The following is a 14,097-nucleotide window of genomic DNA, read 5'->3' as shown; positions in this document are numbered from 1 at the left end:
TCAATAGAAATCAATCAAATTATAATACAAAACTTTTTGATAATGGCTGGTGTTTAAAAATCCCTTTGGCTCTATACAAGGGATTAAAGAGAAGAGTTATTTCAAAATACCCTCTATCCTCTTAAGAGTTTTATTATAGAATAAGTCTAAAACGATAAAACAAAGTTTTAAGAAGCAATTTTTTTCAAACCCCTACACCCTATCCACGCTCAAAATTTCAGCACTCGCTCTGGCTTTTTCATTATTCAATTCAATTCTATCGCCCGTTTTTAATGCCTCTAATTCTATCGCTTGATTATTTTTGCTCACAAACGCCCCGAATTGGGGTAATTTCAAATTGGCATGAGCGAGTTTAAGGGCGTTTTCTAGTCTGTTCAATCGCTCTGTTTTAGTTGGTAAAAAAGGGCTTGTTAATGTTTGAATAGAGATTTTTTCTAAAAGCGTTTTTTTAAAGCGTAAAAATTCCAGGGTTTTATTTTCTAAAGCGATTTTTAGTTTCTCTAGTTTTAAAGCGTTTAAATGGTGTTTGTTCTCAAAACTCAATCGTTTTAGAGAAGCCGCTAAATGCTCTAAATGCACCTTTTTTTGATGGAGCAAAATTTTAAAAGAGCGGTGCAATTTCACATTAAACCCATCAAGTCTTTGCAACCATTCATCGCTGCTAGGGAGTAAGATTTCCATCGCATTTGAAGGCGTAGAAGCCCTTAAATCCGCCACTAAATCGCTCAATAAAAAATCGCTCTCATGCCCAATAGCTGACATGCTGAAAGTTTTAGCCAAATGCAATGCATCAGCAATTTTCTCATCATTGAAAGAATACAAATCCTCCATGCTCCCCCCACCCCTAGCCACCACAATCGCATCAAAAGCGTTTTTTGTACCATGAAAACTATCCGCATAAGCGATGCTCTCCACCACGCTTTGAACGCAGCCCTCCCCTTGCATTAAAGTGTTGATGCAAACTAATTCGCACATCGGCCATCGTTTGGAAGCGATCTTTTTTGTGTCCGCCCAAGCGGCTGAATTTTGAGAAGTGATGACTGCCACTCGTTTAGGAAAATGCGGTTTGGGTAATTTATTCGCTTCATCAAAATAGCCCTTAAGGCGTAATTTTTCTTTCAATTGCTCTAAAGCTAGGGTTAATGAACCTATATCTTTAGGCTCTATTTCAAAGCAATTGATTTGATAATCCCCCCTTGGAACATACACGCTAATGCCCCCAAAAACAACCACTTCCTGCCCTTCTTTTAAAGCGAATTTAAGCCTGTTAGCGTTCCCTTTAAACAGCACGCATCTCATTACTGACTGGCTGTCTTTGAGCGAAAAATACGCATGGCCGCTCACCTTATGGATAGTCAAATTGCTCACTTCCCCTTGAACCCTAACTTGCAAAAAAGTCGCTTCTAAAAGGGCTTTGATTTGCGCATTGACTTCACTCACGCTCAATACATTCACCAACTCCCCCTTTTATAGCAAACGAGTGATGTCATTGAAAAGCCCTAAAAACATGATAAAAACCAAAAAACCCACACCCGCTAACCACAACGCATTTTGCATAAACGCCGGCAAAGTGATCTTAAAAATATTTTTAAAAACAACCCCTAACATTTGCGCCCCATCCAGCGCTGGAATGGGTAATAAATTTAAAATCCCTAAATTGATCGACAAAAACGCTCCAAACAACAAAAGCATGCTCAAACTATTGGCATGGCTTAACGCTCCCACAATGCCTACCACCCCACTCAATTCTTTAACTGAAGCGCTCCCTATAATCAGACGCCTTAAAGAATCCACAATCAAAACAACGCTCTCTTTAAACCGACTCAAGGCCTGCTCAAACGCTCGAAACAAGGAATAAGAGACAACGCCTGTTTTTTGCATGTCCGGTTTAATGCCTATCACTTTGTATTTGATGATTTCATTAGGATCGTTAGAATCGCTTATTACCGCCACGATTTTGGGGGTCAGTCGTTTTTCTAAAATCTGATGGTTTCGCTCTATTTCTAAAACCAACTCGCCTCTAGCACGCGCCACTATGCCTCTAATCTCTCTAAAACTCGCTATTTTTTTGTGGTTGATAGAAAGGATTTTATCCCCCTTTAATAACCCGGCTTCTAACGCGTTACTTTCTAAATCGCCAATGACAGGCAGTAAGACTTTTTCCCCACCCAATGCCAGAAAAAAATACACTAAAATCGCAAAAAGAAAATTAAAAAATGCCCCCCCAAATAATATCCATAGCTTTTGAAAAGGGCTTTTTTGCGCATAGCTGTCATTAGCTTGATGGGTTTCATTCGTTCCATTTTCTTCTTTGTCCATGCCCTTTAATTTCACATAGCCCCCAAGCGGGATCAAAGACAAAGCGAATTGCGTGCCAAAAAGCTTAAAAAAACAGAGTTTTTTACCAAAACCAATGCTAAACACTTCTACCTTCACCCCACAAATCCTAGCGATAGTGAAATGCCCTAATTCATGGACAAAGATTAAAAACGCCAGCATCAAAACCGCTACAATTAACATCATACCCCTGCAGGCTCTTTTGTGTTAGGATCTTTTATAATCGGCTCTTTGGGAGGCATGGGCACTATAGGGGGCGTGGGCACTGTGGTTTTTTGGCTTTCTTTATTTTCTCGTGGGGGTTTTTGCCACAACTCTGTCAAAGCCGCCGCTTTTTTAGGATCCATTTTGGCTAAAATTTTACCTAATTCTTGAGGTTTTAGCGCCATTAAAATTTCTAAGGCGTTTTGAGCGGGTAAATTTTCTAAAATCAAGGCGGACTTAGAATCTTTCATTTTAGAATAAGTCTCGCCAATCTTGCTATCTTTAGCTTGCTTGATTTCTCTCAAAATGCCTTCGTTTTCTTCTATCAAATTTTTAAGGCGTTTTTTTCTTCCGTTTGTAAGGTTTTAAAGGCTTCTTCTTTAGCGGCTAAATTTTTCAGTTTTTCTTCCACTTCTTTTTCTTTTTTGTTTAACAGATCGTTTTTCTCATCTAAAAGGCGGGCGTTTTCGGTTTGCAAGATCCTTAAAGACTGCTCTTTTTCGCTCAATCGGTGCAAATCGTCTTTTAATTCGGCTTTTTTAGATTCAAAAATCGCAGAGCATTGCAACAATTCCTGCACGGCTTCTTCGCTAAAGAGCGCTTGTAAAATCAAGCCCATTAACAAGATTTTACGCATGCAAGCCCTCTTTTTGCCAGTGTAAAATCATGGCGTTTTCGTCTAAAAGAGCCTGCTCTTTTTTTTCCAAAATTCCCTTTTCTTTTTGCTTTTCATTTTCTAAAATGATTTTAGCTTTTTCTAATTCCTGGTTAGCCAAAAGACAATCTTTTTCTAAAATTTTTAAATCCTTAGTTAAATTCTCGCTCTGTTGTTGGTAATATTCTATCTCCATTCTTAGAGCGCTTTTTAATTGCTGGGTTTGTAAAAAAAGGCTCATTCCCCCCAATTCAGGGTTTTTAAACGTGCTCAATTGGGCTTGTTTGTCCAAAACTTCTCGCTCATTTTGCCGCAATTCTAAACGCTTGCTTTCAAGCTTTTGCTCTATTTTTTCTAACGCAAGGGTTTTTAATTGCACCAATACAGAAGCGAATTTTTTCATAGAAAAATCGTGTCTTCTCTTTCAGGGCTTGTAGAAATAAGGCGGATTTTCACCCCCACTTCTTTTTCAATAAAACGGATATACTCTCTAGCGTTTGACTCTAAATCGTCTAATTTTCTCACGCCCACGCTTTTTCCCCAGCCATTAAAAGTTTGATAGATCGGCACGCAATCTTTCAGATCGCTAGGGAAAGCCTCTAATCTTTCGCCCTTTCTTTCATAAGCCACGCACACCTTAATCGCATCAATCCCGTCTAAAACATCTAATTTCATTAAAGCTAATTGCGTGCAACCATTCAAAGCGCAAGCGTATTTTAAAGCCACCAAATCCAGCCACCCGCAACGCCTTGGGCGCTTGGTTGTCGTGCCAAACTCCGCACCCTTAGTCCTTAAATGATCGCCCATGGGTGTGGTGTCTTCGCTAGGGAAGGGCCCGTTACCCACACGAGTGGAGTAGGCTTTCGTGATGCCTATCACTTCATTGATCGCTTTAGGGTTTAAGCCGGTGCTCACGCAAGCGCTAGCGCTCGTGGTGTTAGAGCTTGTTACAAAAGGGTAAGTCCCTAAATCAATGTCTAAAAGCGTGCCTTGAGCCCCTTCTAGTAGGATTTTTTCACCCTTTTGGTTCGCTTCCATCAGCATACTTGTCGTGTCTTTGATAAAGGGGCAAATTTGTGGAGCATAAGTTTTAAAATACCCTCTCAAATCTTTTTCGTAATTCTCGCTTAAATCATACAATTCCTTAAAAGGCTCAATGGCTTTGAAATGAGCGTTTAGCCTTTCTTCTAAGATTTTATCGTCTAATAAATCCCCCATTCTTATCCCGCTCCTCGCCATTTTATCCTCATAGCAAGGACCTATGCCTTTTTTAGTCGTGCCGATGTTTTGAGATTTTTCTTTAAAAGCGTCTTTTTTGGCATGATAGGGCAAGATCACATGGGCTCTGTCGCTGATAAACAAACGATTTTCTAAATCCTCAAACGCGCTGATTTCTTCGCACAAATCCTTAATGCTCACGACCACTGCGCTAGAAATGATGTTCTTGCATTGGGGGTATAAAACCCCTGAGGGCATTAAATGCAAAGAATGCTTAACCCCCTTATGCACAATGGTATGCCCAGCATTATGCCCGCCTTGATAGCGCACCACAAAGTCATAATCTTTAGCGATCCTATCAACAATTTTTCCCTTCCCCTCATCTCCCCACTGAATCCCCACAACGACATCTGCCATAAAATATTATCCTTAAAACAAAGTAGATTGGTGGTTTAAAAGCCTGTTAGAATACCAAAAAAAAGTAAAGAGCCTCTTTAATAAGCCCTAAAAAGAGCTTAAAAACCTATCGTGTAATTGATATAGAACGCATACAAACGCCTGTAATCCACATCAGCCCCATTCGCTTTCAAATATCTTTGATTGATAGCCGGGATTTTCACGCCAAATTCCATCCCATGCTGAATGCTTTGAGACGCGCTCAAAAACCGGCGGTGCATGGTGCTGGCAAAATGAGCCCTTAAGCCCAAATTAAATAAAAATTGGAAATTCGTGGGAGTGGGGTATTCTTTAAACGAGTCTTCAATTTGATTTCTTAAAGAGCTATCCCAAGTGTTACCCGCTATTTGAATGCCTCCAAACACCCCCACAGTCAAGGACTGATCACTAAAAACCCTTCTAAAGATATTCCATAAAAAGTCTGTGCCAGCACCATAAGTGAAGATATTCGCTTTAACAGCGCTGCTAAGACTGCCCAATTGCGTAAAACCATAATCAAAGAAAGCGTAATACCGTAAGCCTATATTCCTCTTTCTCCCAAAAAATTGCTTATAGCCCATTTGAATGCCAAAGCCATTAATAACCCCATGCTGAGAGCTTTTGCCTGGCCCAAACTGGGGCAAGTAGGGCTCATCGTAATTGTTTAGCATTCCTCCTAGCTGTTTTAGATTTTCTTGGTAAGTAGCGATTCGATCCTGGATGGTTTTCACATCCTTTTGAAGCATTGATCCGGCACCACCGCTATTATTCAAGCTTTCTGCAATCTGGTTTAGCTTTGCTGAAGAAGTGTCATTAAAAAGCTGCATTTGGGCTAAGAGCCCTTTTAAAAACACCGAATTACTATCCAGATTCACTCTTGTAAGCGTGTTTAAAAGCGCCACACTCTCCGTGGCTAAAAGACTGAATTCACTTTGAGAACCATAGAGAACTTTTATAATCCCTACATATCCAGGAACTACTCCATTATTACTGCCATTATTGCTATTATTAACCAAGTTATAAAGCACATTACTCAAATACACTTGCAGGGCTTGAACGCTATAAGCGTTTTTATTCACTTCAAAGCGTTGCTCAATTTGGGGGAGTATTTTTTTAAACTGGGTTAATTCTGGGTTGTTGTTACTAATAGCTTTATTAGTATTGACAATTTGATTGCTTATCCCTAAAAGAGCGTCCATAGTCGTGTTTGTCGCTAAAGTTAAAAGCCCGTTACCCCCTGCCATACCCACGCCCACTTGGCGGAAATCATCAATGACATTATTCCTTAGGGTGCTACCTTTGTTATTGATATTTTGTTGTGCACCGCCGATTTGATAGCCCACTCCCATATAAAAGCCATTGTCTTCAGCTAACGCCATGCTTAAAGGAAGGCTAAAAAGCAGAGCGGTTTTTAAAAGCCCTCTTTTGAGCACATGGTATTGACCTTTTTTCATTCTTGTATTCTTCATCTCTTTTGTATTGGTATTTTTCATCAAGAGCCTTCCTTAAAAACCGACTGAATAGCCCACATAGAAGCTAAAATTCCTCATATAGCTTGCACTTGAGCCTTGGGTTGCAAAATATTTATGAGCGATAACAGGGATTTTCACCCCAAATTCTATCCCTTGGTCTAGCTTGTGCTTATTGAAATTGGTTTTTGCAAAGTTGGTGCGCACGCCCAAATCAAACAAGAATTGGAACGAACTGGATTTGACATCAGGCCTTTGCCCGCTCAATAAGTTCGTTACATTAGTGCTCCAAGTTTGCCCTGCAATTTGAGCGCCAAAGAAAAGACCGATTGTAGTCCTTTCCCTCCTTCTAGAGCGTTCATACACATTGTATAAAAAATCCGTTCCTACCCCATAAGTAACAAGATTCGCTCCCACTTTTAAATTCGTATCGCTAAAATTCGCATAGCCATAATCCAAAAACCCATAATACCTTAAGCCAATATTTTTCTTATGGGTGAAAAATTGTTTATAACCCATTTTAGCCCCAAAGCCGTTCATGCTCGCTGACTGATAATCTTTGAGCGAAAAGAGATTAGGGATATAAGAAATCTTATAAAGAGAACTAGCCGAATATTCAAACTGATCTAAGCTCGTATTAATGATGCCTATGACTCTATCTAGCCCTTTCTTATAGATAAGCTGGTTCCCGCTAAAACAAGACGATGCACTGCTACAGATATTTTTTTCAATAAAACTCCCTAACCCCAAAGTCTCACGATCTAGAGAAATCCCGCTCTTAATCAAAGCGTTCAGCTCGCTCACCGTAGAATTAGCCCCTATCAAGCCCGTTTGCGAAGAAAAATTTTGCATGCCTGTGGCAATATCGCCCACACTCACGCCATTATACGCTCCATTAGTCCCGCCTGCGCCTAAAAGCATGACTTTCACAATGTTTTCGTATAGCTGTTGGTTATTAGTTTGTTGGATTTTGCTCAAATCCACTTGCCCTAAAGCTAAAACGATGTTTTGGGCCACTAAGAGCATGCTATCAGTGATACCGATTTGTTCTTTCCCCACATCCACCACCAAAGGCTTAATGATATTTTGTTGAGCGTATTGTTGGGATAGATCTAATAGCTTTCCTAAAATCCCTAGAGATTGCTCTAAATTGACTAAGGCTTGGTATGGTTGTGTGTTTTGCTGTGATGGTTGTGCATTGGTTTTCACGCTTTCACTCAGAAGCATTTTTGTTTTATTCCCTAAAATATCCAAGTAGTAGGATAAGGGAATGGCAGAAGTTTGCAACCTTACAGCCCCATCTCTAATCAACTGCTTTAATTCTTGTGCTTGAGTGAAGCCTGGATTTTTCAATTCCTGTCTGGCCAAACTCGTTTGGTAATCTATGACAAAAAACGCCCCATCTTCTTCGGCATTACACAGAGACATGCCCGCCAGTAAGGAAAGAGCGATCGTTTTTTTAAAGGAGTGGTTTTTCAAAAATATCCTTTTGCTTTGATAAGTGATTTTACTTAATCCATAAAAGAAACTTTCTAATTTTAAAATAATCATTCTTAATTTGCTATTAAGCGTTTCAAAAAAGCATCAAATTGACATCTTTTAAGCAAAATGTTATAATGCTTGCTTAATTTTATGGGGTGTTAGCTCAGTTGGGAGAGTGCAACGCTGGCAGCGTTGAGGTCAGGGGTTCGAACCCCCTACACTCCACCATATGCTACGCTTATCCTCTTTCTCTATGCAGACCCATTTTTTTGCTAGTATTACCCATAATTAATTATAATCTTAGGGATTGTTTTTTATCAAGGGAGTTTGAGCGTGAGCAGTTTGTTTAAAATGCGCATTCTTAGTTTTAAAAAGAATAAGCGGGCGGTGTTTTCACTCTATCTTTTTATCGCTTTATTAGCGCTTTCTCTTTTAGTCCCCTTGTGGGTGAATGATCGCCCCTTATTCATCTATAAAGATAATAAGGCGTATTTCCCCATGTTCAAAAACTATGCGGAAGTGGAGTTTGGAGGCGATTTTTTCACCCCCACGGATTATAACGATCCTTATGTGAAAAACACGCTTTTAAAAGACGCTTTTATTATCCATGCGCTCATCCCCTATAGCTACGATACGATCATTATGGATTTAGACTCGCCTGCCCCCACTCCCCCAAGCTTCAAACACCTTTTAGGCACAGACGATCAAGCTAGAGATGTATTAGCCAGACTGGTTTATGGCTATCGCGTTTCGTTAGTGTTTGGGATTTTACTCACCCTTTTTAGCGTTCTTATTGGCGTGAGTTTGGGAGCGTTTCAGGGGTATTATGGAGGGTTAATGGATTTAGTGGGGCAAAGGTTGAGCGAGATCTGGAGCGCAATCCCTATGCTTTTTTTACTCATTGTGATTTCTAGCGCGTTTAATTCTAATTTTTGGATCATTTTATTTTTAGTCTTGCTCTTTAGCTGGATGGGGCTTTCTCAAGTCGTGCGCACGGAGTTTTTAAAAGCAAGGAATATGGACTACACCAAAGCTGCTAGAGCGCTTGGGGTGAATGATTTAAAAATCATTTTCTACCATGTTTTACCCAACGCTTTAGTAGCGACAATCACTTATGTGCCGTTTTTAATGGCGGCTAGCATTTCTACTTTAGTGTCTTTAGATTTCTTGGGTTTTGGCATGCCTATAGGGAGCGCGAGTTTGGGCGAATTAGTCAATCAAGGTAAGGATAATCTTACCACGCCCCATTTAGCCATCGTTGCATTTGTAGCCATTAGTTTGTTGCTTTCTGTTTTGGTGTTCATTGGCGAAGGGGTGCGCGATGCTTTCAACGCTAACATGCTCAAATAAGGGGGTTGCATGCTAGAAATCAAAAACTTGAACTGCGTTTTAAACGCGCATTTTTCGCTCCAAAACATCAACATTTCGTTAGATTCTAGCGAAAGGGTGGCGATCGTGGGCGAGAGCGGGAGCGGGAAAAGCTCTATCGCTAATATCATCATGCGTTTAAACCCCAGATTCAAACCTCATAGCGGCGAGACATTGTTTGAAACAACCAACCTTTTAAAAGAAAGCGAAGAATTTATGCAGCATTTAAGGGGTAATGCAATCGCTTACATCGCTCAAGACCCTTTATCCAGCCTAAACCCCTTGCATCAAATCGGCAAACAAATGAGTGAAGCCTATTTTTTACACCATAGAAACGCTTCTAAAACGCTCCTTAAAGAAAAAGTTTTAAACGCCATGCACCAAGTCCAATTAGATGAAAAATTTTTGGATCGTTACCCTTATGAATTGAGCGGAGGGCAACGCCAAAGGGTGTGTATCGCTATGGGCATTATTAATGCGCCCAAACTGCTCATTTGCGATGAGCCTACCACCGCATTAGATGCGCAAATCCAAAACCAGATTTTAGACTTGCTCAAGCGATTGAGCGTGGAAAAAAACATCGCCCTTTTATTCATTAGCCATGATTTAAAAGCGGTCAAACGCTTAGCCGATAGGGTTTATGTGCTAAAAAAAGGCGAGATAGTAGAAACCAATTCCGCTAAAGAGCTTTTTAATGACCCCAAGCATGAATATTCAAAACTCTTGATTCAAGCTTCAAACTTGCCCGCTAAAAATTTAAAAGCGCTAGATGAAACGCTTTTAGAGGTGAGAGATTTTAGCGTTTATTACTTGCAAAAACGCTTCTTTAGGCCTTCTTTAAAAAAACCCCTTATCGCATCAGTCAATTTTTCTCTCAAAGCTAAAGAAAACATCGGCATCATTGGCGAAAGCGGGAGCGGGAAAAGCTCTTTAGCGTTAGGGCTTTTAAAACTCGCTTTAAATAGCGGGGAAGAAAAGATTTTAGGCCAAAGCGTGGGGCTTTTAAATTCTAAGGCGTTCAAACCCTACCGTAAGATTTTGCAAATGGTGTTTCAAGACCCTTACGCATCATTAAACCCTCGCTTAAGCATTCAAAGTATTTTAACGGAAGCTTTGCGCTTTGCTTACCCTAAAGCTTCCAAAGAAGAATGGCACCATCTCGCAAAACTTTGTTTAGAAGAAGTGTGTTTAAACCCTGAATTGCTTAACTTTTACGCTTATGAACTCAGCGGTGGGGAGCGCCAAAGAGTGGCGATCGCTAGAGCGATTGCTTTAAAACCTAAAATCATTCTTTTAGATGAGCCCACTTCTGCTTTAGATAAAAGCATTCAAAAAAGCGTGTTGGAATTGTTGTTGGATTTACAAGAAAAGCAGGATTTGAGCTATTTGTTTATCAGCCATGATTTAGATGTGATCAAAGCTTTTTGCGATAAGGTGTTAGTGATAAGTGAGGGGAAAGTCGTAGAAACAGGCACTATTAAAGAGGTGTTTGACAACCCTAAGCACGCTTATACGAAGCGTTTGTTGGAGTCCAGGCTTTAAAAAAGCTTTATTGTAAAAATTTATGCCTTTAGTGTTTTTAATCGCTTTTTAATGGGTGTTATCTTTTCGTTTTCTACAAACAAAACAAAGAAACTTGATAGGGGGCTGTTTTTAAATAAGGGTAGTTGTCAATAAAGAATGAAAAAACCTTGGATTCTTTGGGCAAAATCTTTTCTTTAAAGGTTTTTTCATAGCTTTTTTTGACAAACAATTTAAACGCATGCTCTTCCACAAAATTGTGAGGGTTTTTAAGCACTTCTAGGCGTAAAACGCATTTGTTTAGACTGAATTTAGAATGGTTTTTGACTCCCACTTGCAAAGAAAAGGCGTTGCTATAACTTAAAGGGTTAGCGTGCAAGATGCGTGTTTCTATGGGGTAAATCGCTTGAGTGAGTAGAACATTCAAAACAAAAGGCATGCTTAAAAACGCGCCCAAAAAAGCTGCTGTTACTATATAGCTAGCCAAGCGGTTTCTTAAAAGCAAAGCCAAAAGGAGCAAAATCGCGCAAAAAAGGGTTAAAACGCTCGCTATTAAAACGCTAATTAAAGTCGCTTGACTTAAAAATCCCTTAAAAGACTCCAAAAAGGCTTGGATAAAGGCAAGAGATGCCATGCGTTTTTAAGGCTCTTTAGTCTCGGCAATACTAGATTTAACTTTGCTTTTAGTATCAATCCAAATATTAGGCACAGCCCCACCTGGAGTGAGCATGATTTGAGCGTTATTGTTCGTTTTTAACGCTTCATTAAACTGGCCTTGAACTTCAATTTGGCGCAGTCTTAAAAGCTTGTCGCTCAAGCTTTGTGAAATGCTTAAATTAGCTTGAGATTTTGCCTTAGCCTCAATCACGATCGCATCAGCCACGCCTTGAGCCTTAATCCTGTTAGCGTCCGCTTCCCCTTTAGCCAGAGCGGCTTGTTTTTGAGCTTCTTGCTTGGAGCGTTCCACCTCGTATTTCACCCTTTCTGATTCTTGGCGCGCGATTTGGACCTTTTCTATTTGCTCTTTAATCTTAGCGGGCAAGACGATTTCTCGTAATTGGATAGAGCTTAATTCCACAGGGGTGTTGGGGAGTTTAGAAACTTCTTTATTGATACCGCTATTGATAAGAGCGGCGATTTCATTGCGCTTAATGGGTAAATCTTCAGCCGGATAGCGCCCCACGACAGAGCGCACCACATCACGCACCACAGGGTTGATGATTTTTTGCTCCCAAGATAAGCCATAAGTAGCGATCGTTTGGGGGGTGGTTTGAGGGTTTAGGCGGTATTGCACGGTGAGTTCAATAGAAACGGTCAAACCCCTACTATCCATCACATTAATAGCGTCGTTTCTAAAAATCCCTTGGTTTTTACCCGCCACGCCCATGTCTTCGGTGCGTGAAAAATTGATATTTCTAATCCTTGTATCTACAATGAGAATGTCTTGAATGATAGGCACAAAAAAGTGGATTCCTGGCTGTAAGGGGGTGGGTTCGTATTTCCCGGCGGTGATCTTAATGCCAATTTCTCCTGAGCTAATCACTTCAAAAGGCTTGGCCAAAAAAGCGATAACGCCTAAAAGGACAATGACAATTAAAACCGATAGTTTTTTAGAATTAAAAGAGTTGGACGGCGGGATGAAACGCCCCCCATCATTAGGTGTATTAGGCGTGGGGGTTTCTCTTTGAGAATTTTTCTTTTTTAAATGTTCATTCAAATCAATGGGCATGAATTTCCTTTTTAAATATTTTAACGGCGTTTGGGTTTTTTAGAATGGTGGCTTGTTTTAGGGTGTCTGTCTCTGTGCTGACCCTTTTTGAAAGAACGCGCTTGCTCGTGCTGGTGCGTTTTTTTGTTAGGGGTTTTTGGCGTTTTTTCTTTAGGGTTTTGAATCGCATCAATTTCTTGCTGGTTTAAGCCAATTTTACTGGTTTCAAACTGCAAACTCAAAAGTTTTAAAACCAATTGAGACGGCTCAAAAATTTCAGTAAGCTGTTCATAAAGGCTGATGATCCCTTCAGACACTTTAGCGTCATGTAAGGTTTTGATGATCTGGTTTTCGTTAATGGTGGGGATCTCAAAAAGTTCAATCTCTGAATCAATTTCTTTTTGCATGCGTAAAAGCTCTTTGTATTCTAAGGGGGTTACTAAAGTGATCGCCATGCCTTTTTTGCCCGCTCGCCCGGTTCTTCCGATGCGATGGATATAGCTCTCGGTATTTAGGGGCAAGTGGTAATTAAACACATGGCTTACACCGCTAATGTCTAGCCCACGGCTCGCCACATCTGTAGCCACCAACACATCAGCGTCATTTTTTTTAAACGCCATGATAGAAGCGCGCCGATCCCTTTGATCCATATCCCCATGCAAGGCGGTGCTTTTATAATTTTTAGAAGCAAGGAATTGGTGCAATTCATCGGCTTCTTTTTTGGTGCGCGTGAAAACAATGCTCTTTTCAGGCGCTTGGGTGTCTAAAAGGCGCATGATCGCTTCGGCCCTCTCATGCTCATTGATCACATAAAAGCGTTGGGTGATATCAGTGTTAGTGATATTAGAAGGAGCGATATGGATTTTAATAGGGTTTTCTAAAATCTTATCCGCTAGCCTTTTAATCGGCTCTGGCATCGTGGCTGAAAAAAGCAAAATCTGCGCTTCGCTAGGGAGGTAGTCAAAAATCTCTTCAATATCGTCTAAAAACCCCATATCCAGCATTTCATCGCTTTCATCTAAAACGACTACTTTAGGCACAAATTTATGGATGCGTTCGTTTTTTAAATGATCCAACAACCTTCCTGGTGTAGCGATCATCACTTGGGGGTTTTTCTTAATGAATTCGCATTGTTTTTTAACGCTCTGGCCTCCATACACGCACACGGTTTTAGTCCTGGTGTGTTTGCCCAATTTGAAAATCTCATCGCTAATTTGCATGGCTAATTCTCTGGTGGGCGTGATCACTAATGCCTCTATGGTGTGGTTGTTTTTAAGGTTGTTGATAATGGGCAGAGCGAAAGCGGCGGTTTTTCCTGTGCCTGTTTGGGCTTGCGCGATGACATCTCTGCCTTGCAAAACAGCCGGAATGGCCTTTTCTTGAATGGGGCTTGGGGAAGTGAAACCGGCTTCATAAACGGATTTTAAAACCGATTCTTTTAAGCCCAAATCATTAAAACTAGGCTTATGATAAGCGTCATCATCAATTTCTGTAGGGAGTGGTGGTTGATTAAATTCCATGGGAGATTCATACCTCAATTTAATTTGAAACTTTATAAAAAGCTAATAAAAGGCTAAAATTAAAATCTTTGATTTAAAGTTTATAAGATTTTTGAGTATAGCATAAAAATGTGCTCAATTAGGTTTAAAGTTTTTATAAAAGGCTTATGCTAAAATAATTAGAATTTAGGGAATTGAGAA

General features: G+C 40.2%; 11 protein-coding genes, 1 tRNA gene and 1 pseudogene. 3 read left to right on the top strand and 10 right to left on the bottom strand.

Going from position 1 to position 14,097, the window contains the following annotated elements; genetic code table 11:
• Window positions 1–192: 192 nt before the first annotated feature.
• The 7 genes and pseudogenes from xseA to hopF all read right to left on the bottom strand — a co-directional run bounded on the left by xseA (window position 193) and on the right by hopF (window position 7,797).
• The gene (gene xseA / locus AA974_RS01120) at window positions 193–1,455 is read right to left on the bottom strand and encodes an exodeoxyribonuclease VII large subunit (protein WP_064433059.1); all 1,263 of its coding nucleotides are present in this window, start codon (window positions 1,453–1,455) and stop codon (window positions 193–195) included.
• Window positions 1,456–1,467: 12 nt separating this feature from the next.
• Window positions 1,468–2,520 (bottom strand): RIP metalloprotease RseP, encoded by a 1,053-nt coding sequence (gene rseP, locus AA974_RS01115; protein WP_154815457.1) that lies wholly within the window; start codon window positions 2,518–2,520, stop codon window positions 1,468–1,470.
• Window positions 2,520–3,178: pseudogene (locus tag AA974_RS01110) on the bottom strand (MotE family protein). Before AA974_RS01110 ends, rseP begins: the two are co-directional and overlap by 1 nt.
• Window positions 3,171–3,599 carry a flagellar export protein FliJ gene (locus AA974_RS01105; RefSeq protein WP_064433057.1) on the bottom strand — a complete coding sequence of 143 codons (429 nt, stop codon included), beginning with the start codon at window positions 3,597–3,599 and terminating at the stop codon, window positions 3,171–3,173. The pseudogene AA974_RS01110 and the gene AA974_RS01105 overlap by 8 nt, the downstream one beginning before the upstream one ends.
• A complete protein-coding gene (gene purA / locus AA974_RS01100) occupies window positions 3,596–4,831 on the bottom strand; it encodes an adenylosuccinate synthase (protein ID WP_064433056.1) in 1,236 nt (411 codons plus the stop codon). The genes AA974_RS01105 and purA overlap by 4 nt, the downstream gene beginning before the upstream one ends.
• 98 nt (window positions 4,832–4,929) lie before the next feature.
• The gene (gene hopG, locus AA974_RS01095) at window positions 4,930–6,342 is read right to left on the bottom strand and encodes a Hop family outer membrane protein HopG (protein ID WP_064433055.1); all 1,413 of its coding nucleotides are present in this window, start codon (window positions 6,340–6,342) and stop codon (window positions 4,930–4,932) included.
• A gap of 12 nt (window positions 6,343–6,354) precedes the next feature.
• Complete coding sequence (gene hopF / locus AA974_RS01090; protein ID WP_064434036.1) at window positions 6,355–7,797, bottom strand: Hop family outer membrane protein HopF; 1,443 nt, start codon at window positions 7,795–7,797, stop codon at window positions 6,355–6,357.
• Between the two features lie 155 nt (window positions 7,798–7,952).
• Between hopF and AA974_RS01085 the strand changes: the two genes are divergently transcribed.
• The 3 genes from AA974_RS01085 (at window position 7,953) to AA974_RS01075 (ending at window position 10,710) form a co-directional block, all read left to right on the top strand.
• Window positions 7,953–8,028: transfer RNA gene (locus AA974_RS01085), tRNA-Ala, on the top strand.
• Between the two features lie 99 nt (window positions 8,029–8,127).
• On the top strand, window positions 8,128–9,150 hold the full coding sequence (locus AA974_RS01080; RefSeq protein ID WP_196207230.1) for an ABC transporter permease: 1,023 nt from the start codon (window positions 8,128–8,130) through the stop codon (window positions 9,148–9,150).
• 9 nt (window positions 9,151–9,159) lie between these two features.
• Entirely contained in the window at window positions 9,160–10,710 is a 1,551-nt protein-coding gene (locus tag AA974_RS01075) for a dipeptide ABC transporter ATP-binding protein (protein ID WP_064433054.1), read from the top strand.
• 73 nt (window positions 10,711–10,783) lie between these two features.
• Here the strand turns inward: AA974_RS01075 and AA974_RS01070 are convergent, their stop codons facing one another.
• Genes AA974_RS01070 through AA974_RS01060 form a run of 3 tightly spaced genes read right to left on the bottom strand, consistent with a single transcriptional unit; the run spans window position 10,784 to window position 13,917 of the window.
• Complete coding sequence (locus AA974_RS01070) at window positions 10,784–11,323, bottom strand: DUF2393 domain-containing protein (RefSeq protein ID WP_064433053.1); 540 nt, start codon at window positions 11,321–11,323, stop codon at window positions 10,784–10,786.
• Between the two features lie 6 nt (window positions 11,324–11,329).
• Window positions 11,330–12,418, bottom strand: a complete 1,089-nt coding sequence (locus tag AA974_RS01065) for a prohibitin family protein (RefSeq protein ID WP_001121071.1) — start codon at window positions 12,416–12,418, stop codon at window positions 11,330–11,332.
• Window positions 12,419–12,438: 20 nt separating this feature from the next.
• A complete protein-coding gene (locus AA974_RS01060; RefSeq protein WP_064433052.1) occupies window positions 12,439–13,917 on the bottom strand; it encodes a DEAD/DEAH box helicase in 1,479 nt (492 codons plus the stop codon).
• Between the last annotated feature and the right edge of the window lie 180 nt (window positions 13,918–14,097).

This window comes from Helicobacter pylori (assembly GCF_001653475.1).
Taxonomy (GTDB): domain Bacteria; phylum Campylobacterota; class Campylobacteria; order Campylobacterales; family Helicobacteraceae; genus Helicobacter; species Helicobacter pylori_CM.
Note: the sequence above shows the minus strand (reverse complement) of the source record. Positions and strands in the feature narration are given on the sequence as shown.

Coding starts and splice junctions, on each gene's coding strand:
- AA974_RS01105 (WP_064433057.1), bottom strand. CDS start 3,599: ATGAAAAAATTCGCTTCTGTATTGGTGCAATTAAAAACCCTTGCGTTA.
- AA974_RS01065 (WP_001121071.1), bottom strand. CDS start 12,418: ATGCCCATTGATTTGAATGAACATTTAAAAAAGAAAAATTCTCAAAGA.
- AA974_RS01070 (WP_064433053.1), bottom strand. CDS start 11,323: ATGGCATCTCTTGCCTTTATCCAAGCCTTTTTGGAGTCTTTTAAGGGA.
- purA (WP_064433056.1), bottom strand. CDS start 4,831: ATGGCAGATGTCGTTGTGGGGATTCAGTGGGGAGATGAGGGGAAGGGA.
- AA974_RS01060 (WP_064433052.1), bottom strand. CDS start 13,917: ATGGAATTTAATCAACCACCACTCCCTACAGAAATTGATGATGACGCT.
- rseP (WP_154815457.1), bottom strand. CDS start 2,520: ATGTTAATTGTAGCGGTTTTGATGCTGGCGTTTTTAATCTTTGTCCAT.
- AA974_RS01075 (WP_064433054.1), top strand. CDS start 9,160: ATGCTAGAAATCAAAAACTTGAACTGCGTTTTAAACGCGCATTTTTCG.
- hopG (WP_064433055.1), bottom strand. CDS start 6,342: ATGAAAAATACCAATACAAAAGAGATGAAGAATACAAGAATGAAAAAA.